The sequence below is a fragment of the Microbacterium sp. NPDC064942 genome (genome assembly GCF_049545525.1).
Lineage (GTDB): Bacteria > Actinomycetota > Actinomycetes > Actinomycetales > Microbacteriaceae > Microbacterium > Microbacterium gawkjiense.
Map to the genome: position 1 here is coordinate 38,126 of NZ_JBMWDR010000004.1, position 17,528 is coordinate 55,653.

Below are 17,528 nucleotides of genomic sequence, written 5' to 3' on the forward strand. Positions count from 1 at the left end.
GCGGGAATAGATGCGAGTGCCCGGCGCGTTGCAGGCGATGTGACGGATGCCATCAAGATCGACGTGTGGAGTGACATCGCCTGCCCCTGGTGCTACATCGGCAAGCGCAACCTCGAGACGGGGCTCGCGGCGACGGCGGACGACGCCGACGCCCCCCGCGTGGAGGTGACGTTCCACTCGTACGAGCTGTCCCCGGACACCCCCGTCGACTTCGACGGGAACGAGGTCGACTTCCTGTCGCAGCACAAGGGGATGACACCCGAGCAGGTCAAGCCGATGCTCGACCGGGTGACGGGTGTCGCCGCCGAGGCGGGCCTCGAGTACCGGTTCGACCTGCTGAAGCACACGAACACGGTGAAGGCGCACGAGCTGCTCCACTTCGCCAAGGAGCAGGGTCTCCAGAAGGAGATGACCGAGCGGCTCATGTCGGCCTACTTCACCGAGGGCCGTCACGTCGGTCGCATCGACGACCTCGTCGAGCTCGCCGCCGACGCGGGACTCGACCGGGAGGCCGCGCGCGACGCGCTGGAGTCCGGTCGCTACCTCGAGGCGGTGCGGGCCGACCAGGCGCAGGCGCAGGCCTACGGCATCCAGGGTGTGCCGTTCTTCGTCATCGACGGCAAGTACGGCGTCAGCGGGGCGCAGCCCGCCGAGGCGTTCGCGCAGATCGCACGTCAGGTGTGGTCCGAGCGCGCGGAGGCCTCGGCCGCGAGCTGATCAGGCCAGCGCGTCCGCGATCGCCGCGATCACCTCGGGCTCGTTCGGCTTGGTCTGCGGACGGAACCGGTGCAGCTCGCCGTCCCGCGTCACGAGGAACTTCTCGAAGTTCCACATCACGGGGCCTTTGGCGCGCTCCGCGTTCGGGGTCTTCTTCAGCGCCTTGTAGAGCGGAGCGGCGTGCGAGCCGTTCACCCGGATCTTGTCCATGATGGGGAACGTGATGCCCCAGTTGACGGCGCAGTAGTCGAGGATCTCCTCCATCGACCCGGGCTCCTGCCCCATGAACTGGTTACACGGGAACCCGATGACCTGCAGGCCGCGCTCGCCATACGTCTTCTGCAGCTCCTCGAGCTGCTCGTACTGCGGGGCCAGACCGCACTTCGACGCGACGTTGACGATGAGGAACGCCTTGTCGCCGAAGTCGCCCAGTGTCGTCTCCTTTCCGTCGGCCGTGGTGAACGGGATGTCGCGGAGGGAGGGGGTCTCGGTCATGTCTCCACGATAGGACGCGCACGGATGCCGCAAGCGCTCGCCGTCTGGGAGAATGGGGAGGATATGTCCTCGACCCTCGCACCCCCCGCGCCCCTGCGTATCGGGCCGATCACCCTCGACGCTCCCGTCGTCCTGGCACCCATGGCCGGCATCACCAACACGGCCTTCCGTCGCCTGTGCCGCGAGTACGGTGCGGGCCTCTACGTGAGCGAGATGATCACGACGCGCGCTCTGGTCGAGCGCAACGCCACGACGATGCGGCTCATCCGCCACCACGAGTCCGAGACCCCCCGGTCGATCCAGCTGTACGGCGTCGACCCGGCGACCGTCGAGGCCGCGGTCCGGATCATCGTCGAGGAGGATCACGCCGACCACGTCGATCTGAACTTCGGATGCCCCGTGCCCAAGGTGACCCGCAAGGGCGGCGGCGCGGCGCTGCCGTGGAAGACCGAGCTGTTCCGCGAGATCGTCGAACGCGCCGCGAAGGCCGCCGGCGACATCCCGTTGACCGTCAAGATGCGCAAGGGCATCGACTCCGACCACCTGACCTACCTCGAGGCGGGCCGGATCGCCGAAGGCGCCGGCGTCGCCGCCGTCGCGCTCCACGCGCGGACGGCATCGGAGTTCTACTCGGGCCACGCGGACTGGTCCGCGATCGCGAAGCTGAAGGAGACGGTCACGAGCGTCCCCGTGCTCGGCAACGGCGACATCTGGTCGGCGGAGGACGCCCGCCGGATGATGGCCGAGACCGGTTGCGACGGTGTCGTCGTCGGACGCGGATGCCTCGGCCGCCCCTGGCTCTTCGGTGACCTCGCGCGCGAACTCGGCACCGGCCACGCCGCTCCGCCCGTCGATGCGACCCTCGGGTTCGTCGCGGCCGCGTTCCGTCGCCACGCGGAGCTGCTGGTCGAGTTCTTCGAGGACGAGGACCGCGGCTGCCGCGACATCCGCAAGCACGTCGCCTGGTATTTCAAGGGCTACCCCGTCGGGGGTGACCTGCGGGCTCGCCTCGCGACCGCGTCGAGCCTCGCGGAGATCGACGAGCTGCTCGCGACGCTCGACCTCGACGCGCCGTACCCCGGTGCCGCCGCGGAGGGTCAGCGCGGGCGTGCGGGCACGCCGAAGCGGCCGGCCCTGCCCGACGGGTGGCTCGACTCGCGCGAGATCGGACACGCGGCATCCACCGCCCTTGCGGATGCGGAGCTCGACACCAGTGGCGGCTGAGTCGGTGGTCGGCGCGAGCGTGGGCATCGCCGCCGGACGTCCCACGGGCTACGACGACCACGACGCCGAGCGTTTCCACCCGGAGAAGCACCGTTCCCTGCGCGACGGGTTCGCCCGTGACCGTGCCCGGGTGCTGCACTCCGCGGCGTTCCGACGGCTCGCGGCCAAGACGCAGGTGCTGAGCCCCGCGAGCCCCGACGACTTCGCCCGCAACCGGCTGACCCACTCGCTCGAAGTGGCACAGGTGGGACGCGAGCTCGCGATCGCGCTCGAGCTCTCGCCCGACGTGGTCGACACGGCGTGCCTGAGCCATGACCTCGGGCATCCGCCCTTCGGGCACAACGGCGAGCGGGCGCTCAACGAGTGGGCCGAGGACATCGGCGGGTTCGAGGGCAATGCGCAGTCGCTCCGGATCCTCGCCCGTCTCGAGCCGAAGGTCGTCGACGACGACGGCGAGAGCTTCGGGCTGAACCTCACCCGCGCGAGCCTCGACGCGACCTGCAAGTACCCGTGGACGGCGGATCACGCGATCCCGGATCCCGGAGGACGCCAGAAGTTCGGTGTGTACGCCGAGGACGAGGCGATCTTCCGGTGGATGCGGCAGGGCGCGCCCGGTCGGGTGCGGTGCATCGAGGCCGAGGTCATGGATCTCTCCGACGACATCGCCTACTCGGTGCACGACTTCGAGGACGCCGTCCTGAACGGCTACCTCGATCCCCGCCGACTCGCGGATGCCCGGGAGCGCGAGGCGCTGCTGACGGCGATCCAGTCGTGGGTCGGGCTCGGGTTCAGCCGCGATGAACTCGCCGATGCGCTGTACCGACTCGTGCGACTTCCCGAGTGGATGACCGACTTCGACGGCACGCGGGCGTCGGTGGCCCGGCTGAAGAACCTCACGTCCGACTTCATCGGGCGCTTCGCTCGTGCCGCGACGGCGGCGACGCGCGAGCACTACGACACGCCCGCGCTGACCCGCTACCGCGGACGGATGATCGTGCCGCGGGTCATCGAGGCCGAGATGGCGGTGCTGAAGGGCACGATCGGGGCGTTCGTCGTGTCGATCGACGGTCGTAAGGGGCTCTACAAGGAGCAGCGTCGGGTGCTGAAGCGCCTCGCGTCGGCTCTGCTGGAGCGCCCGGAGCACCTCGATCGGGTGCACGCGGTGGACTTCGCGGCGGCATCGAGCGATGTCGAACGCAAGCGCGTCGTGGTGGATCAGGTGGCGACGCTCACCGACCGTTTCGCCATCGAGTGGCACTCGGCTCTCGTCGGGCCGGTGGACTTGCGCGAACTCGGCCTGTGGCCGGCGGGGTCTCGGGTCGTCGCGAACGCGAGCTTCGCCCTTCCCGAGCCGATCGAAGGTCTCTGATGGCCCGCATCCGGCAGTCCGACGTCGACGAGGTGAAGGCCCGGACGAACATCGCGGACATCGTGGGGGAGCGGGTCGCGCTGAAGTCAGCGGGCGTGGGGTCCCTCAAGGGGCTCTGCCCGTTCCACGATGAGCGCAGTCCGAGCTTCAACGTGCGGCCGCAGGCGGGATACTACCACTGCTTCGGCTGCGGGGAGTCGGGCGACGTCTACTCGTTCCTGCGTGCGATGGACCACCTGTCGTTCACGGAGGCGGTCGAGCGTCTCGCGGCTCGCATCGGGTATCAGCTGCACTACGAGGACGGCGGTGCTGCGCCCGAGACCGGCGGCCGCACGCGGCTCTACCAGGCGAACACGGCCGCGGCCGAGTACTTCCGCGCGCAGCTCGCGACAGCGGAGGCCGACGCGGGTCGCCGGTTCCTCGGCGAACGCGGGTTCGATGCCGGTGCCGCCGCGCACTTCGGTGTCGGATACGCCCCGAAGGGGTGGAACAACATGCGCGACGCCCTGCGCGCGCAGGGCTTCACCGACGAGGAGTTGGCGACGGCGGGGCTCGTGTCGCAGGGGCAGCGCGGCGTGTACGACCGGTTCCGCGGACGGGTGGTGTGGCCGATCCGCGACCTCACGGGCCAGACGATCGGCTTCGGGGCGCGGAAGCTGTACGAGGACGACCAGGGGCCCAAGTACCTGAACACGCCCGAGACGCCGATCTACAAGAAAGCGCAGGTCCTCTACGGTCTCGACCTCGCGAAGAAGGACGTCTCCCGCTCGCACCGTGTCGTCGTCGTGGAGGGGTACACCGACGTGATGGCGTGCCACCTCGCCGGGGTGACCACGGCGATCGCGACGTGCGGCACCGCGTTCGGGTCGGACCACATCACGGTGCTGCGCCGGGTGATGGGTGACGACAGTGCCTCGGGCGAGGTGATCTTCACGTTCGATCCGGATGCCGCGGGGCAGAAGGCGGCGTTGCGGGCGTTCTCGGAGGAGAAGCGGTTCGCGGCGCAGACATACGTGGCGGTCGCGCCGGACGGTCTCGACCCGTGCGATCTGCGGCTCAATCGCGGCGACGGCGCCGTGCGGGCGTTGATGGACGCGAAGGCGCCGATGTTCGAGTTCGTGATCGACCAGAAGCTGGCCGGGTTCGATCTCGGGAGCGTCGAGGGCCGGGTCGGCGCGTTGCGCGCGGCCGCGCCGATCGTCGCGGAGATCCGCGACTCGTCGCTGCGGCCGGGGTACACGCGGGTGCTGGCGCGCAAGCTCGGGATGGACCTCGGTGAGGTCACTCCGGCGGTGGAGCGCGCGGCGCGCGGGCCGCGCGGCCCGCGGGAGCCGGAGGCGGCTCCGGTCGAGAGGTCCTCGGATGGGGCGGCTCCGTCGCTGCGGGTGACGGTGGCGAGCCTTCCGCGGACGGCGAGCGTGACCCTCGAGCGGGATGCGCTGATGGGTGTGCTGCAGTACGGGCACGTCATCGACCGGGAAGAGGTGGATGCCGCGTTGCAGATCCCGATGGAGCATCCGGCGCTCGACGCGGTGCGCCAGGCCGTGGCGGCGCAGCCGGACCGTTCGCGTGTCGGGTGGTCGACGGCCGCCGTGGACGCGACGCGGGAGCCGTATCGGGGGCTCGCCGCTGAGTTGTTGACGGCGTCGTTCCCGGCGCTGACGGAGGTGGAGGCGACGACGTCGGCGCGTGCGCTGTGCCGTCGGCTTCGGCTGCGGGCGATGGATCGGGAGAAGGCGGAGCTGCTCGGCGCCGTCCAGCGCGTGCCGGCGGACTCCGAGGAGGGTCGCGCGGTTCGGGTCGCGCTGCGGGACCTTGACCAGCGGCGCCGGACGCTGGCTGATCTCGTCTGACGCTTTGTGTGGCCGTGGAGAAACGCGGGATGGTGGGATGCGGGGCGTTCTCCCCGCCGCGTCACGCTCAGGCGTGCTCGCCGGGTTACGCGAGCGAAGCGTTTTCCCCGCCGCGTCGCCCTCAGGCGTGTTCGCTGGGCTACGAGAGCGACGCGCTCTGATTGCCGAGTGATACTCAGAAGGGTGCGGGTTCCGCTGGTGTGGTCGGTGGTGGTGGTGCGGCAGGGGTGAAGGCGACGGCCGGTGTCGGTGCGTCTTCGCGGTAGGTCCTGCCGAGGGGTGAGGTCCATTCCAGGACGCCACCCTTCAGTTGTCGCACCCGCCAGGCGGTGAACTGCTTCATCGAGTGATGCCGTTGGCACAGATGCGCGAGGTTCGTGAGCTCGGTGCGCCCGCCGAGGGCGTGGTCGTGCGTGTGATCCACTTCACATCGGATGGCGGCGACGCGGCATCCGGGGAACCGGCAGTGCTGGTCGCGGGCTTGCAGGAACCGTCGCATCCCGGACGGGACGCGGTACGAATCGGTCGACACCGTGACCCCGGTGGTGGGGTCGTGGAACAGGCGCTCCCAGATGTGGGTACCGCCGGCCAGAGTCCGTGCAGTCGCGGGGTCGATGGGGGAGCGCCCGGTGAGGTCGCACGGCCCATCGTCTTCTCCGGTGAGGGTGGCGGCGGGCAGGAGCACCTGCACGCGGGCGCGGATCGCGCCCAACGGACCGGCAGTGGTGTCTCGGGTGTCGTCCAGCGCCGGTGTTCCGGCGAGGAGGAGGTCGGCGAACACGTCGGCCCGGATTTGATCGGTGGAGCGGTTGTCAGTGGCGACGATGGCGGCGGCGTCGTCGCTGTCGCTGCGCGTCGTGGCGGCGTCCCCGAACGACACACCCGCGCCGCCGCGCGCGGCGGCGCGGGTGTCGCGGGTGTCGATGATCGCCCTTGCCTGCTGCGTGAGCCGGTCGTGAATCCCTTCGGCGATCACCGTCGGGACGGTTGCGACCACGTCGCTCATCCCGTCTCGTCCGGGCACGATCCGCACGCACCGCCCAGCGGCGGCTTCCTCGTGCCGCTCCGCGAATGAGCGTGGGTGCATCCGGTGCGCGAGGATCTCGAGCTCGCCTCGCACCCGGTTCGGGGTATCCCGTTCGCACCGGGTGATCGCGACCTGTTCGAACTCCGCCCACATCTCCGCTGGCAGACTCGTCCCGGTCTCGAGGATCGCGATCGCGTGACCGCGCACGATCCGCCCTTGCTCCCACGCTTCAACCGTCCCGGGGAACCCTTCGACCAACGTCCGCGCCTCACCGATCCGGCGTTGCACGGTCCGATCGATGACGCGCATGACCCCGCCGACCTCCGCGGCGATAGACCGCAACGCCATGTCGTGCACCTGCACGCGGGCGTTCCGTTGCGCGCTCTGCGCCTCCGCCAACCGGCCCGCGGCGGCCAGCGCGCGCAGTTCCTCGATCTGCGCCGCAGCGATCCGTCGAGTCGCGGAATCGACGTCCGCAACGACGCCCGCCAGGATGGCGAGATAGTCCTCGCCACCGGGGGTTTCCGCCGCATCCGTCATACCTGCACTCTGCCACTGACCTCCGACATCCACCCCGGTGAAACCGGCCCAGAACACACGTTATGCACACCCCGAAAATGAGAGTCCTCTCATCCTCGTCAGCCGGCCGCGAGCGGACGATGCGCCACGACACCGCGCGCCACCAAAAGCCCCGGCGGAACAACGCACCGGACCCGCCGCAGCTTCCGCACCGCCCCGGACTGGCGTCCGCGTCCCCGACGGATGAGGATGGAACGCATGCCTCGAGTGACCGAACCGGATGCCGCCATCTACTGCTCCGACCTGTCGATCGCTCGTGTCTCCGCAGATACGCGTGTCATCGACGGGGTGTCTCTGCGGGTCGCCCAGGGTGAGGTCGTCGCGGTGATGGGCGCGACGGGTTCCGGGAAGTCGAGTCTCGCCTCCTGTCTCGCGTGGGCGGACCACCGCGACCTGCGCATCGTCGGCGGGGTCGGGGAGGTCGCCGGCATCTCCCTTCGTGCACGGGGTCGCGCCCGGCGGGTCCTGACCTATCGCACCGGGCACCTGCGTCAAGGCGCGAACTCGGATCTTCCGGCGCGGCTCACCATCTCGGAGATCGTCGCGGAACCGATCACCGCCCGTGATCGCAAGGTCAACGAGCGCGCCCTCGCGCTGCGGGTCGCCGCGCTGCTCGACGAGTTGCAGCTCCCCATCGGGGCGTCGGAGAAGTACCCCTACGAGCTGAGCTCCGGCATGCGTCAACGCGTCGCGATCGCGCGCAGCCTCGTGCTCGATCCCACGGTCCTCATCGCGGACGAGCCCTATGCGAACCTCGATGTCGACGTGCGGCCCGCCGTCCTCGACGCTCTCCGGCGACGTGTCGACGACGGGATGGCTCTGCTCGTCGTCACGAACGAGCGCGAGCTCGTGGCCGACCTCGAGGCCCAGGTCCTCGTCCTGCGCGCCGGTCACCCGATCGGTGTCGGCCCCACCCTGGACGACGTGCTCTGGACCCCCGACGAAGCGACACGCATCGGTGGCTGATGTCACGAGCACCCCTCGGGCTTTGCTACGATTGTGTGGTTGCCCGGTCGCGGGTGGCTGATCCTCGGTAGCTCAATTGGCAGAGCAATCGGCTGTTAACCGATAGGTTCTTGGTTCGAGTCCAAGCCGGGGAGCCATTGAACGAAACCCCCGGTCCCGCCGGGGGTTTTCGCTTTCGCGGCACGGATGCCGGGGCGCGGCATCCGCTCTTCCGAGAGGTTTTTTTGCACGGGGCCCGGAGCGGCCTCATCCTGGAGCCATGAGCACCGTCGTCGGAGGCTGGAAGGTGTGGAGCTGGGGCGAACGCGCGGGCGTGATCGTCCTCGCCGCCTCCGTGGTCCTGCTGGTCTGGGCCGCGTTCCCGTACGGCGGCGGCCAGGACGTCGCCTTCTTCGCCCTCTTCGGCGCGCTCGTCGCGGGCATCACGGGACTCGGCGTCCACGTCGCGTCCCGCGAAGCCCGGTTCCGCCGGCAGTCCCGCTCGCGCCGGCGCTGACCCTCAGCGCAGGACGCTGACCCCGCGCCGTTCGAGAGCGGACAGCGTCGCGGCGCCGGCAGCATCCTCCGCGTCGACGATCACCCCGTCGACCGCATCCCACGTCAGGACCCTGTACCGCGACGCGGCCCCGATCTTCTCCGCACTGCCGAGGACGAACGTCTCCGCCGCGCGGCTCGCGAGCGTGCGCTTCATCGCGGCCTCGTCGGCGTCGCCGGTGGTGAGACCGGCGTCCTCGTGGACACCCGTGACGCCGAGCAGGAACCGGTCCGCGGAAACGGTCATCGCCGCCTCGACGGCGGCGGCGCCCGAGGCGACCGCCGAGTGCTTGAACAGGCGGCCCCCGAGGATGATGACCTCGGCTGTGTGGTGCAGCAGCGCGGCCGCCACGGTGGGACTGTGCGTGATGATCGTGCACTCGCGTCCGGGGTCGAGGGCGCGCACGGTCGCGAGCGCGGTCGTCCCACCGTCGAGGATGACGGTGCTGCCTGGTTCGATCAGCTGGGCCGCACGCCGCGCGACGCGTGTCTTGCTGTCGGTCGCGACGGTTTCGCGCACACCGTAGTCCGCGACGGCGGGGGACGCGGGAAGGGCGCCGCCGTACACCCGGACGGCCAGACCGGCGGCATCCAGTTCGCGGAGATCGCGGCGGATGCTGTCCTCGGAGAGCCCCAGTTCCGCGGCGAGCTCCTTCGCGACGATGCGTCCGTCCGAGCGGAGTCGGTCGAGCAGCAACTGCTTGCGGGTGGCGGCGAGCATTCTCGATCCTTCACGTTTCTGCATGTTTGTGCTTATTCTATCGGCATGGCCCCCTCAGACGCACCTCGCCCCCTCCTGATCCTCATCGCCGGCCCGTACGCCTCGGGCACGAACGGGGACCCTGACCTCATGCGGCGCAATCTCGAGCGTCTCGAGCAGGCCGCCTGGCCGATGTTCCGAGCCGGCCACATCCCGATGATCGGGGAGTGGGTGGCGCTGCCCGTTCTGCGCAGCGCCGGCGCCGGGGGTCCGCACGATCCCCTGGCCGCGCAGGTCATGTACCCGACGGCCGAGCGCCTGCTGCAGCACTGCGACGCCGTGCTGCGCCTTCCGGGCGAGTCCCGAGGCGCAGATCAGGACGTGGCGATTGCGCGGGAGCGCGGCCTCCCGGTGTACACCTCCCTCGCCGAGGTGCCGGGCGTCGCCGTCGCGACCTGACGATGTCGAGCGCGGCGCTCACGCCGAGCCTGACCTCACCCGTCGCGGAGCACAGCGCCCGACCACACCCAGCACCGGCGCTCCTGATCGCCGACCCGGAATCGGATCGCCGCGGCCCGGTCGGTCCACATGCACAGATCCGCATCGACGAGCACCGGCTCGGCGCCGAAGCGCACCCACGCCTGCACCCGGGCGGGGCGCGGATCGGTCGTCACGGGCCTGCGGTCGAGCTCCAGCTCCTCGTTCGTGAGGGACTGCAGGATGCCGCGCGACGCCACCCGCTGCAGGATGCGGTCGTCCATCCGCGCATCGACGCTCGCCGCGTACCGCCTGTTCGCACCCAACCGGCATCCCTCTCTCCGGCCGACTCCGCGATCGTACGCAGAGCGGCGGACATCGGTGTCAGCCGGTGAGGTGGGCCTGTACGGCCTCGTCGCCCGATCCGGTCACGGCCACCACGCGTCCCGCCGTGATGCGCAGGAACAGGAACTCGGCGACGTTCACGTGCCGACGCGTCGGCGGGATGCCGCGCCACACCCCGGTGTGCGTTCCGCCGGCGCGCAGGTGCGCGGCGATCCGATCGTCCTCGGCGACCACCTGGATCGTCTTCCACCGCCAGTCCGGGAAGCCGTGGAACAGATCGGCCAGGTCATCGATCCAGGCGTCCGCTCCTGCCGGCAGGTGGGCGCGCCGGACACCCGGATCGAGAAGATCCCGGATCGCCGCCAGATCGTGCCGGTTGCAGGTGTCGACGAAGTCGTCGAACCACCCGTGCAGCTCCCACGGCTCCATGGCGGGACGGCCGGTCAGGCGTCGAGGTCGTCGACGCCCGGCATCCAGCTCTGTCCGGGCTTGCCCCAGCCGCGCTTGCGGGCGATCTTCTGGGTGGTCTTCCAGTCGGAGTCCGACAGGCGGTCGATGTAGAGGATGCCGTTGAGGTGGTCGAACTCGTGCTGCATGATGCGGGCGCGCCAGCCCTCGACGCGGATCTCGACCGGAGCCCCGTCGAGGTCCGTGCCCGTCACCAGGACCGCGTCGGCCCGGCGCAGAGGGAACCGCTCGCCCGGGAAGGACAGGCACCCTTCGGACTCGTCGTCGGGGTCGGGGGAGCCGGGCTCGGGTGGCGTCATCCAGAGTTCCGGGTTGATGAGGACACCCCGCCACGGCTGCCCGTCGTCGTCCTGATACGAGTACGTGTAGATACGGAGCCCGACGCCGACCTGCGGGGCGGCGAGGCCGACACCCGGTGCCGTGTCCATCGTCTCGAACATGTCGGCGACGAGCGCGCGGATGTCGTCGGTCACCTCGTCGACGGGAGCGGCGACGGAATGGAGGACAGGATCGCCCATGATGCGAATCGGAAGTACGGCCACGTCAGAAGCCTAACGAGGCTCGCGCCCGGTATCGTCGAGGCGTGATTCTCCCCGGGACGCCGATCGACGACCTGACCGACGAGCTCGTCGGCGTCTTCGGGAACCCGGCGATCCTCATCGGCATCCCGCTCGCGATCATCGGCGCGGTGTTCATGTCGTTCGGGGCGCAGTACCAGCACCGCGGCGTGCAGAAGGTCGAGCAGCTCACTGCGCAGGCGGGTGTCTCCGGACTGACCGGCGGTCAGCTACTGCGGTTGCTGCGCCGTCCGTCGTGGGTCCTCGGGACCGTCATGCTGGGCCTCGCGATCCTCTGCCAGCTCGCGGCGTTGTCCTTCGCGCCGCTGATCCTCGTGCAGCCGATCGGTGCGATCTCTCTCGTCATCACCACGCTGCTCAACGCGCGGGTCAGCGGTCACAAGCCGACGCGACGGTCGATCACCTCGATCGCCCTGTGCGTGGGCGGCATCTTCATCTTCGTGACGGTCGCCGCGCTGTACGCGACCGAGCGTCCGATCAGCGACCCGCAGCTGCTGACGGTCCTGTGGATCCTCCTCGGCGTCGTCGTCGCACTGGGCGTCCTGTGGGTGACCCTCCGCAAGCGGATGCGGGCCCTGTTCTACATCGTCGCGGCCGGCATCGTCTATGGCTTCGTCGCGACCCTCGCGAAGGTCGTCATCAACCGCATCGCCAACGGCGACTTCGAGTGGCTGACGGTCCTGTGCATCGTCGCGCTGCTCGCCGGAACGGCGATGGGCGCCTACTTCGTCCAGACGGCGTACTCGTCGGGCCCGCCGGACCTCGTCATCGCCGGACTCACGGTGATCGACCCGATCGTCGCGATCGTCATCGGCCTCGCCGTCCTCGACGAGGCGAGCGGTGCCCCGGTCTGGGCGTACATCGGGTTCACCGTGGCGGGCGCGCTCGCGATCGTCGGCGTCTTCCAGCTCGCTCGGTACCACCCGCAGGTGATCAGCGACAGCCAGGAGATCCCGATCTCCCGCGGCAGCACCGAGTTCACCGACGGCAAGAAGCCCACGACGGGATCGATCCGGATCACCGAGACCGTCGCGAAGGTCTGGCCGGATCCGCCCGTCAAGGACGAGGAACGACCGAAACGATAGGCTCGTCCTCACAGGGGGCGGTGGCCAAGCTGGTCAAGGCAGCGGGCTCATAACCCGACGATCGTGGGTTCAAGTCCCACCCGCCCTACCGATCACCGCGTTGCACGGCGCCGTAGGACGGCTGACGCAGCGCCTCGAACCACGCGGGCATCCGCGCGCCGGGGATGAGGCGGCGACCGGCATCCGCCCTCATCACGTCCGGACTGTCGGCCGCCCGCAGGTCAACCAGGGCGAACGGATGCCACGGCCCCGCGGGTGTCGCATGCGAGAGCTCCACCCACCACGCCGTCCGACGCAGCGTGCGGTGCAGCTCGGACAGCCGCGCGGGCAGACGCGGCCCGAGCGAGCGCGCACGCACCATCACGCGGCCCTGATCGCTTTCGTACGGGACGAGCGTGCCGTACACAGTCCGCGGGGATGGATCGGGCGTGGATGCCGCACCCGCTGGACGCCGAGGAACACGAGGGCGAATGCGCGGCCGACGACCGCGGATCCTCGCCCCATCAGGGATGCGTGATCGACGGTCCCTGGGGGAAAGGGTCGTCCTCGTCATCCGACACCTCGCCGCCCGACACTTCGTCGCCGGCTCGGGCCGCGTCGGCCTTGACCTCGTCGCTCGCGGCGTCGGTCGGCGGCGCGTCGTCGGCGTGGGCGTCGTCGGCGTCGCGGTGGTGAGGGGTGTTCTCGCTCATGATCTTCCTTCCGTCGAGCGGCCACTGTGCCTCTGCACAGGGCGGCGTCATACGGGGTTGACGGATGACCGGAGCCGTGAGTGTTACACGGTTGTGATTCGACGTCGACGTAGGCGATAATGGCGGCACAACCGGATATCCGGCCAGCACTCTCCATCAGGTCGTAGGGGAAGACGTACCTGAACGAAACGGAGAGATCGATGGCCACACCTCAGGCGCGCGGAGTGATCTTCATCCACTCCGCGCCACGCGCGCTGTGCCCCCACCTCGAGTGGGCGGCCGGGCGTGCCCTCGGGCACGCCGTCAACTTCGAGTGGGCGGACCAGCCCGTCCTCGACGGCAGCCGACGCGCGGAGTTCTACTGGGAGGGACCCGCCGGGACCGGCGCCGCCCTCGCGACCGCCATGCGCGGGTGGGAGCACCTGCGTTACGAGGTGAGCGAGGACCCGACGCCGCGCAGCGACGGCGGCCGGTGGCTGCACACGCCGAGCCTCGGCATCCACTACGCCCAGACGGACTCGGCCGGCAACGTCGTCATCGGCGAGGACCGCCTGCGGTACGCCATGGAGATCGCGGCCGGCGACATCACCGAACTCCAGCGAGAGCTCGACGTCGCGCTCGGCGTCGCCTGGGACGACGAACTCGAGCCGTTCCGTCACGCCAGCGACGACGCACCGGTCGTCTGGCTGCACAAGGTCGGCTGAGACGACCCGTCCCGAGCGGACACTCCACGATCGGACAGGTCTTCAGGCGGGGCAGGAGAGCTTCGACCGGCTTCGGACGGCTTCCCGGAGACCGGGGCGGCCTCGGCCCCGCCTGGATAGAACGACAGACGCCCCCGGTGGCTTCCCGGGGGCGTCTGTCGTGTGTCGGATCAGACCGAGCGGAACGCGACGACGGCGTTGTGACCGCCGAAGCCGAACGAGTTGCTGATCGCCAGCTGGTCGCCGTCGCCCAACGGCACCGCGTCGCCCGACAGGCGGAACGGTACAGCCGGGTCGGGTTCGGTGATGTTGATGGTCGGCGGAGCGAGACGGTCGCGCAGGGCGAGCACGGTGAACATCGCCTCGAGGGCGCCCGTACCGCCCAGCAGGTGGCCCGTGGAGGCCTTCGTAGCCGAGACCGGCATCTCCTCGACACGGGCGCCGAAGACGGACTTCAGTGCGACGTATTCGTTCGGGTCGCCGACCGGGGTGGAGGTCGCGTGCGCGTTGACGTGGGTCACGTCGTCCGGCGCGGCATCCGCCATCTCCAGGGCGAGACGGACGGCGCGCGCGGCGCCGGTGCCCTCGGGGTCGTTGGCGGTGATGTGGTACGAATCCGCCGTCACGCCGCCGCCGACGAGCTCGGCGTAGATCTTGGCGCCGCGCGCCTTCGCGTGCTCCTCGGTCTCGAGGATCAGTACGGCCGCCCCCTCGCCCATGACGAAGCCGTCGCGGTCGATGCTGCCGGGACGGGATGCCGTCTCCGGGGAGTCGTTGCGCCGCGAGAGCGCCTGCATCGAGGCGAACGACGAGATCGTGATGGGGTGGATCGCCGATTCGGTACCGCCGGCGATCACGACGTCGGCGAGGCCCGCGCGCATGTGCTCGAGGGCGTTGACGATCGACTCGGTGCTCGACGCGCAGGCGCTCGCGAAGGTGCGGGCGTAGGCGCGTGCACCGAAGTGCAGCGACAGGTTGCCCGCCGCTGCGTTGGGCATGAGCATAGGCACCGTCATCGGCATGACGCGACGCGGCCCCTTCTCGCGCAGGGTGTCCCAGGCATCGAGAAGCGTCCACACGCCGCCGATGCCCGTGGCGAACTCGACGCCGAGGCGCTCCGGGTCGACCTCGGGCGAACCCGCGTCCGCCCAGGCCTCCTTGGCGGCGACCATCGCGAGCTGCGACGACGGGTCGAGTCGCTTGGCGACGGGGCGTTCCAGCACCGTCTCGGGGCGCACCTTCGCCTCGGCGGCGAACGTGACGGGCAGCTGGTACTGCTCGACCCACTCGTGCTCGAGGGTGCGCGCGCCGGACTCTCCAGCGAGGAGGGCGTCCCAGCTCTCGCCGGCGGTTCCGCCGATGGGGGAGGTCGCACCGATGCCGGTGACGAAGATTCGCTTGTTGCTCATGGTTCCCTCGTGCTGCTCCGGTGGGGGCGAACCCCCACCGGACGCGCGGATCAGGCCTGGTTGGACGAGATGTAGGTGACGGCGTCGCCGACGGTCTTGAGGTTCTTGACCTCGTCGTCGGGGATGGTGACGCCGAACTTCTCCTCGGCGTTGACGACGATCGTCATCATCGAGATCGAGTCGATGTCGAGGTCGTCGGTGAACGACTTCTCGAGGGCGACCTCGTCGGACGAGATTCCGGTCTCGTCGGTGATGAGCTCGGCCAGGCCGGCGAGGACCTCGTCGTTGGTGAATGCCATGGGATTTCTCCTTCTGTGGGAATCGGGCCCAGCCGGGCCGGTAGTCAGTTTAGGTGGGGGAGTGCCGTCGTCACGGGAGGACGACGACCTGGGCGCCGAACACGAGTCCGGCTCCGAATCCGATCTGCAGGGCGAGGCCGCCGCTGAGTTCGGGGTGCTCTTCGAGCAGACGGTGCGTCGCCAGCGGGATGGATGCCGCGGAGGTGTTGCCCGTCGTCTCGATGTCTCGACCGATCACGACGGACTCGGGCAGCTTCAGCTGCTTGGCGAACTCGTCGATGATGCGCATGTTGGCCTGGTGTGGCACGAAGGCGGCCAGGTCGTCGGGGGTGATCCCGGCGGCTTCGATGGCCTGCCGCGCGACCTTGACCATCTCCCAGACGGCCCAGCGGAACACCGTCGGGCCCTCCTGACGGAGGGTGGGCCAGGGGGCGAGGCCGTCGCGGAACTCGGTCAGCGTGTGGTTCATGCCCACGGCATCCGCCTTCGAGCCGTCCGAGCCCCAGATGGTCGGACCGATGCCCGGAGTCTCACTCGGTCCGACGACGACCGCGCCCGCGCCGTCGCCCAGGAGGAACGAGATGGAGCGGTCGGTGGGGTCCACGACGTCGCTGAGCTTCTCGGTACCGATGACGACCGCGTAGTGGGCGGCGCCGGCGCGGATGAGGGCATCGGCCTGGGCGACCCCGTAGGCGAAGCCGGCGCAGGCGGCGTTGAGATCGTAGGCGGCCGCCGGGTTCGCGCCCACGCGGTCGGCGACGATCGCCGAGACCGATGGCGTCTGCTTCGGGTTCGAGATCGTCGCGACGATGACGGCGTCGATCTTGTCGGCCGGGATGCCGGAGCGTTCGATCGCCTCGGCGGCGGCGTCGGCGGCGAGATCGATCGCCGAGGTGTCGGCATCCGCCCTCACGCGGGTGATGATGCCGGTGCGCTGACGGATCCACTCGTCGCTGGAGTCGATCGGTTCGATCAGGTCCTCGTTGGGGACGGCGTTCTGACCGCGCGCCGCACCGTAGGAGTAGATGCGGGTGTGGGCGGCGCCGGTCGGCTGGATCAGCTGGGGGGTCATGCGTTCTCTCCGGTCAGGAGGGCGTTCGCGGCGGCGAGGTCCTCGGGCGTCTTCACCGCAACAGACGGTACGCCGCGCAGCCCGCGCTTGGCGAGTCCGACGAGCGTGCCCGCCGGTGCGAGCTCGATGATCCCGGTGACGCCGTTGTCGGCGAACGAAGCCATGCACAGATCCCAGCGGACGGGGTTCGCGACCTGCGCGACGAGCAGATCCAGTGCGGCGCGGCCGTCGGTGACGGTGCCGCCGTCGCGGTTGCTCCAGAGCGTGACGGAGGGGTCGGATGCCGAGACGTCGGCCGCAGCCGACCGCAGCGTCTCGACGGCCGGCGCCATGTACCGCGTGTGGAACGCTCCGGCGACCTGCAGCGGGATGACGCGGCTGCCGCGGGGGGCATCGGCGGCGAGCTCCGCGAGGGCGGGCAGCGCGCCGGCGGCGACGATCTGACCGCCGCCGTTGTAGTTGGCGGGGGTGAGGTCGAGCTCCTCGAGGCGGCCGAGCACCGTGGCCTCGTCTCCTCCGACGACGGCGCTCATGCCGGTCTCCTCGAGCGCGGCGGCCTCGGCCATCGCGCGGCCGCGGATGCCCACCAGGCGCATACCGTCCTCCTCGGTGAGGACGCCGGCGGCGACGAGCGCCGCGATTTCGCCCACGGAGTGGCCGGCGACGCCGTCCGGCCGGTGACCGGCGGCGACGAGCGCGCGCCAGGAGAGCAGGCTCGCGGCGACGATGAGGGGCTGGGCGACCTTGGTGTCGCGGATGCGGTCGGCATCCCACTCGGTTCCGGCGGCGACGAGGTCGACCTCGGCGAACGCGGAGTACTGCTCGAGCAGCTCGCGGGTGCCTTCGGTGTCGAGCCACGGGGTGAGGAACCCGGGTGTCTGCGAACCCTGGCCCGGGAAGACGGCGATGATCACGGTTTCCATCCTTGCAAGTTC

General features: G+C 70.1%; 21 protein-coding genes and 2 tRNA genes. 11 read left to right on the forward strand and 12 right to left on the reverse strand.

The genetic code is table 11. The features are described 5' to 3' along the window. Nucleotides 1-39: 39 nt before the first annotated feature. Nucleotides 40-717 (forward strand): DsbA family oxidoreductase, encoded by a 678-nt coding sequence (locus ACPEH2_RS08620; protein ID WP_311861978.1) that lies wholly within the window; start codon nt 40-42, stop codon nt 715-717. Here the strand turns inward: ACPEH2_RS08620 and ACPEH2_RS08625 are convergent, their stop codons facing one another. Then, nucleotides 718-1,212, reverse strand: a complete 495-nt coding sequence (locus ACPEH2_RS08625; RefSeq protein WP_423718596.1) for a glutathione peroxidase — start codon at nt 1,210-1,212, stop codon at nt 718-720. A gap of 63 nt (nt 1,213-1,275) precedes the next feature. Between ACPEH2_RS08625 and dusB the strand changes: the two genes are divergently transcribed. Genes dusB through dnaG form a run of 3 tightly spaced genes read left to right on the forward strand, consistent with a single transcriptional unit; the run spans nt 1,276 to nt 5,658 of the window. Further along, complete coding sequence (gene dusB / locus ACPEH2_RS08630) at nt 1,276-2,436, forward strand: tRNA dihydrouridine synthase DusB (RefSeq protein WP_217531453.1); 1,161 nt, start codon at nt 1,276-1,278, stop codon at nt 2,434-2,436. Further along, a complete protein-coding gene (locus ACPEH2_RS08635; protein WP_311863229.1) occupies nt 2,408-3,805 on the forward strand; it encodes a deoxyguanosinetriphosphate triphosphohydrolase in 1,398 nt (465 codons plus the stop codon). The genes dusB and ACPEH2_RS08635 overlap by 29 nt, the downstream gene beginning before the upstream one ends. Continuing rightward, nucleotides 3,805-5,658: a DNA primase gene (gene dnaG / locus ACPEH2_RS08640; protein ID WP_311283657.1), complete on the forward strand. Its 1,854-nt coding sequence runs from the start codon at nt 3,805-3,807 to the stop codon at nt 5,656-5,658. The genes ACPEH2_RS08635 and dnaG overlap by 1 nt, the downstream gene beginning before the upstream one ends. 175 nt (nt 5,659-5,833) lie before the next feature. Here dnaG and ACPEH2_RS08645 read toward each other — a convergent pair whose 3' ends face one another. After that, nucleotides 5,834-7,225 carry a DUF222 domain-containing protein gene (locus ACPEH2_RS08645; RefSeq protein ID WP_423718597.1) on the reverse strand — a complete coding sequence of 464 codons (1,392 nt, stop codon included), beginning with the start codon at nt 7,223-7,225 and terminating at the stop codon, nt 5,834-5,836. Nucleotides 7,226-7,462: 237 nt separating this feature from the next. Between ACPEH2_RS08645 and ACPEH2_RS08650 the strand changes: the two genes are divergently transcribed. From ACPEH2_RS08650 to ACPEH2_RS08660, 3 genes are all read left to right on the forward strand, one after another. Next, on the forward strand, nt 7,463-8,230 hold the full coding sequence (locus tag ACPEH2_RS08650; RefSeq protein ID WP_423718598.1) for an ATP-binding cassette domain-containing protein: 768 nt from the start codon (nt 7,463-7,465) through the stop codon (nt 8,228-8,230). Nucleotides 8,231-8,291: 61 nt separating this feature from the next. Then, nucleotides 8,292-8,367: transfer RNA gene (locus tag ACPEH2_RS08655), tRNA-Asn, on the forward strand. Between the two features lie 122 nt (nt 8,368-8,489). Next, nucleotides 8,490-8,726, forward strand: coding sequence for a hypothetical protein (locus ACPEH2_RS08660; protein ID WP_423718600.1), 237 nt, complete (start codon nt 8,490-8,492; stop codon nt 8,724-8,726). Nucleotides 8,727-8,729: 3 nt separating this feature from the next. On the opposite strand, the gene ACPEH2_RS08665 is transcribed toward ACPEH2_RS08660, so the two are convergent. After that, nucleotides 8,730-9,485, reverse strand: a complete 756-nt coding sequence (locus tag ACPEH2_RS08665; protein ID WP_423718601.1) for a DeoR/GlpR family DNA-binding transcription regulator — start codon at nt 9,483-9,485, stop codon at nt 8,730-8,732. A gap of 45 nt (nt 9,486-9,530) precedes the next feature. On the opposite strand from ACPEH2_RS08665, the gene ACPEH2_RS08670 reads away from it, so the two are divergent. After that, nucleotides 9,531-9,923 (forward strand): DUF4406 domain-containing protein, encoded by a 393-nt coding sequence (locus ACPEH2_RS08670; RefSeq protein ID WP_423718603.1) that lies wholly within the window; start codon nt 9,531-9,533, stop codon nt 9,921-9,923. 35 nt (nt 9,924-9,958) lie between these two features. On the opposite strand, the gene ACPEH2_RS08675 is transcribed toward ACPEH2_RS08670, so the two are convergent. The 3 genes from ACPEH2_RS08675 to def form a co-directional block, all read right to left on the reverse strand. Then, a complete protein-coding gene (locus ACPEH2_RS08675; RefSeq protein WP_311283661.1) occupies nt 9,959-10,225 on the reverse strand; it encodes a hypothetical protein in 267 nt (88 codons plus the stop codon). Nucleotides 10,226-10,325: 100 nt separating this feature from the next. Then, a complete protein-coding gene (locus ACPEH2_RS08680; protein WP_253034743.1) occupies nt 10,326-10,715 on the reverse strand; it encodes an ester cyclase in 390 nt (129 codons plus the stop codon). A gap of 14 nt (nt 10,716-10,729) precedes the next feature. Beyond that, a complete protein-coding gene (def, locus tag ACPEH2_RS08685) occupies nt 10,730-11,296 on the reverse strand; it encodes a peptide deformylase (RefSeq protein WP_423718605.1) in 567 nt (188 codons plus the stop codon). Nucleotides 11,297-11,337: 41 nt separating this feature from the next. On the opposite strand from def, the gene ACPEH2_RS08690 reads away from it, so the two are divergent. Both ACPEH2_RS08690 and ACPEH2_RS08695 read left to right on the forward strand, forming a co-directional pair. Beyond that, nucleotides 11,338-12,417: a DMT family transporter gene (locus ACPEH2_RS08690; protein WP_423718607.1), complete on the forward strand. Its 1,080-nt coding sequence runs from the start codon at nt 11,338-11,340 to the stop codon at nt 12,415-12,417. Between the two features lie 14 nt (nt 12,418-12,431). Then, nucleotides 12,432-12,505: transfer RNA gene (locus ACPEH2_RS08695), tRNA-Ile, on the forward strand. Here ACPEH2_RS08695 and ACPEH2_RS08700 read toward each other — a convergent pair. Continuing rightward, the gene (locus ACPEH2_RS08700) at nt 12,503-12,781 is read right to left on the reverse strand and encodes a hypothetical protein (RefSeq protein ID WP_423718608.1); all 279 of its coding nucleotides are present in this window, start codon (nt 12,779-12,781) and stop codon (nt 12,503-12,505) included. The genes ACPEH2_RS08695 and ACPEH2_RS08700 overlap by 3 nt on opposite strands. A gap of 139 nt (nt 12,782-12,920) precedes the next feature. Continuing rightward, nucleotides 12,921-13,109 carry a hypothetical protein gene (locus tag ACPEH2_RS08705; protein ID WP_423718609.1) on the reverse strand — a complete coding sequence of 63 codons (189 nt, stop codon included), beginning with the start codon at nt 13,107-13,109 and terminating at the stop codon, nt 12,921-12,923. A gap of 200 nt (nt 13,110-13,309) precedes the next feature. Between ACPEH2_RS08705 and ACPEH2_RS08710 the strand changes: the two genes are divergently transcribed. After that, the gene (locus tag ACPEH2_RS08710) at nt 13,310-13,813 is read left to right on the forward strand and encodes a DUF3145 domain-containing protein (protein WP_064002159.1); all 504 of its coding nucleotides are present in this window, start codon (nt 13,310-13,312) and stop codon (nt 13,811-13,813) included. Between the two features lie 170 nt (nt 13,814-13,983). Here the strand turns inward: ACPEH2_RS08710 and ACPEH2_RS08715 are convergent, their stop codons facing one another. From ACPEH2_RS08715 to ACPEH2_RS08730, 4 genes are all read right to left on the reverse strand, one after another. Further along, nucleotides 13,984-15,222, reverse strand: coding sequence for a beta-ketoacyl-[acyl-carrier-protein] synthase family protein (locus ACPEH2_RS08715; RefSeq protein ID WP_359918834.1), 1,239 nt, complete (start codon nt 15,220-15,222; stop codon nt 13,984-13,986). 50 nt (nt 15,223-15,272) lie between these two features. Continuing rightward, entirely contained in the window at nt 15,273-15,521 is a 249-nt protein-coding gene (locus tag ACPEH2_RS08720) for an acyl carrier protein (protein WP_036308817.1), read from the reverse strand. A 70-nt stretch (nt 15,522-15,591) separates the two neighbouring features. Next, nucleotides 15,592-16,593: a beta-ketoacyl-ACP synthase III gene (locus tag ACPEH2_RS08725; protein ID WP_311861993.1), complete on the reverse strand. Its 1,002-nt coding sequence runs from the start codon at nt 16,591-16,593 to the stop codon at nt 15,592-15,594. Beyond that, nucleotides 16,590-17,507, reverse strand: coding sequence for an ACP S-malonyltransferase (locus ACPEH2_RS08730; protein ID WP_359918832.1), 918 nt, complete (start codon nt 17,505-17,507; stop codon nt 16,590-16,592). The genes ACPEH2_RS08725 and ACPEH2_RS08730 overlap by 4 nt, the downstream gene beginning before the upstream one ends. Between the last annotated feature and the right edge of the window lie 21 nt (nt 17,508-17,528).

Excerpts from the sequence above, each read along its gene's own strand:
- ACPEH2_RS08715 (WP_359918834.1), bottom strand. The coding sequence starts at position 15,222 with ATGAGCAACAAGCGAATCTTCGTCACCGGCATCGGTGCGACCTCCCCC.
- ACPEH2_RS08635 (WP_311863229.1), top strand. The coding sequence starts at position 2,408 with ATGCGGAGCTCGACACCAGTGGCGGCTGAGTCGGTGGTCGGCGCGAGC.
- ACPEH2_RS08720 (WP_036308817.1), bottom strand. The coding sequence starts at position 15,521 with ATGGCATTCACCAACGACGAGGTCCTCGCCGGCCTGGCCGAGCTCATC.
- ACPEH2_RS08660 (WP_423718600.1), top strand. The coding sequence starts at position 8,490 with ATGAGCACCGTCGTCGGAGGCTGGAAGGTGTGGAGCTGGGGCGAACGC.
- ACPEH2_RS08725 (WP_311861993.1), bottom strand. The coding sequence starts at position 16,593 with ATGACCCCCCAGCTGATCCAGCCGACCGGCGCCGCCCACACCCGCATC.
- ACPEH2_RS08625 (WP_423718596.1), bottom strand. The coding sequence starts at position 1,212 with ATGACCGAGACCCCCTCCCTCCGCGACATCCCGTTCACCACGGCCGAC.
- ACPEH2_RS08705 (WP_423718609.1), bottom strand. The coding sequence starts at position 13,109 with ATGAGCGAGAACACCCCTCACCACCGCGACGCCGACGACGCCCACGCC.
- ACPEH2_RS08650 (WP_423718598.1), top strand. The coding sequence starts at position 7,463 with ATGCCTCGAGTGACCGAACCGGATGCCGCCATCTACTGCTCCGACCTG.
- ACPEH2_RS08645 (WP_423718597.1), bottom strand. The coding sequence starts at position 7,225 with ATGACGGATGCGGCGGAAACCCCCGGTGGCGAGGACTATCTCGCCATC.
- ACPEH2_RS08710 (WP_064002159.1), top strand. The coding sequence starts at position 13,310 with ATGGCCACACCTCAGGCGCGCGGAGTGATCTTCATCCACTCCGCGCCA.
- ACPEH2_RS08675 (WP_311283661.1), bottom strand. The coding sequence starts at position 10,225 with ATGGACGACCGCATCCTGCAGCGGGTGGCGTCGCGCGGCATCCTGCAG.
- ACPEH2_RS08670 (WP_423718603.1), top strand. The coding sequence starts at position 9,531 with ATGGCCCCCTCAGACGCACCTCGCCCCCTCCTGATCCTCATCGCCGGC.
- ACPEH2_RS08680 (WP_253034743.1), bottom strand. The coding sequence starts at position 10,715 with ATGGAGCCGTGGGAGCTGCACGGGTGGTTCGACGACTTCGTCGACACC.
- dnaG (WP_311283657.1), top strand. The coding sequence starts at position 3,805 with ATGGCCCGCATCCGGCAGTCCGACGTCGACGAGGTGAAGGCCCGGACG.
- ACPEH2_RS08665 (WP_423718601.1), bottom strand. The coding sequence starts at position 9,485 with ATGCTCGCCGCCACCCGCAAGCAGTTGCTGCTCGACCGACTCCGCTCG.
- dusB (WP_217531453.1), top strand. The coding sequence starts at position 1,276 with ATGTCCTCGACCCTCGCACCCCCCGCGCCCCTGCGTATCGGGCCGATC.